At 44.5% G+C, this 978-nt stretch carries 1 protein-coding gene; it reads left to right on the top strand.

The window, feature by feature from the left end; all coding sequences use genetic code 11:
• On the top strand, positions 1-978 hold a 978-nt coding region (locus DXD25_RS16355), incomplete at both ends, for a site-specific integrase (protein ID WP_117664394.1).

Genomic DNA, 978 nt, shown 5'->3' on the forward strand with positions numbered 1-978 from the left:
GGCAAAGTGTCAGCCATAGCAACAGGTCTTTACTGTGCTCCTGAAGAATGGGACACGAAAAAAGGTGAAGCCAGGAATGCAAGAGTGAACGGACAACTGCAAGTGTTCAGACAAAGAATTGACGAAGCCTACGAGCAGGCAACAAAGGAAAAGGGCATCGTTACCGCCGAGATTCTGAAGAATGTTATTGTTGATGCAAATACTATCCCGATGACATTGCTTGCCACTGGCGAGGAGGAGCGTGAACGCCTTAGGCTGCGCTCCATCCGTATTAACTCAACATCTTCTTATCGCCAATCGAAGACATCGCAGCTCAACTTGCGAGAGTTCATCGGGTTACGAGGAATGAATGACATTGCATTTGAAGATTTGACTGAGGAATTTGGCAAATCTTATAAGTTGTTCTTGATTGGCAAAGGGTATAGTGCATCCAATACGAACCATAATCTCTGTTGGCTGCAACGCTTGGTTTATATCGCTGTTGACAGAGGTCTGCTGAAATTCAATCCATTGGAAGATGTCGGATATGAAAAGAAAGGCTCACCAAAGCGTAGACATATATCCAGAAATGACTTGCTGCTCATTATGGAGACTCCTATGGAGGATAAGGCTTTGGAGTTGGCACGCAGAATGTTTGTTTTCTCCAGCCTTACAGGTTTGGCTTATGTCGATTTACGTAACCTGTATCCACACCATATCGGGATGACGGCAGACGGTAGAAAATACATCCGTGAGAAAAGAGCAAAGACCAACAACGAAGCGTTCATTCCCTTGCATCCGATAGCTGAACAAATAATGTCGCTATACAATACAGCGGATGATAGCAAACCTGTTTTCCCTCTTTCTTCACGTGATTCCATGTGGTTTGAATTTCATTCACTCGGTGTGGCTTTGGGTATCAATGAGAACCTTACCGCACACGTTGCAAGACATACATTCGGAGTAAACATGGTTACTTCGGGCATATCAATGGAAAGC

The sequence above is a fragment of the Prevotella sp. TF12-30 genome, assembly GCF_003436715.1.
GTDB classification, from domain to species: Bacteria; Bacteroidota; Bacteroidia; order Bacteroidales; family Bacteroidaceae; genus Prevotella; species Prevotella copri_A.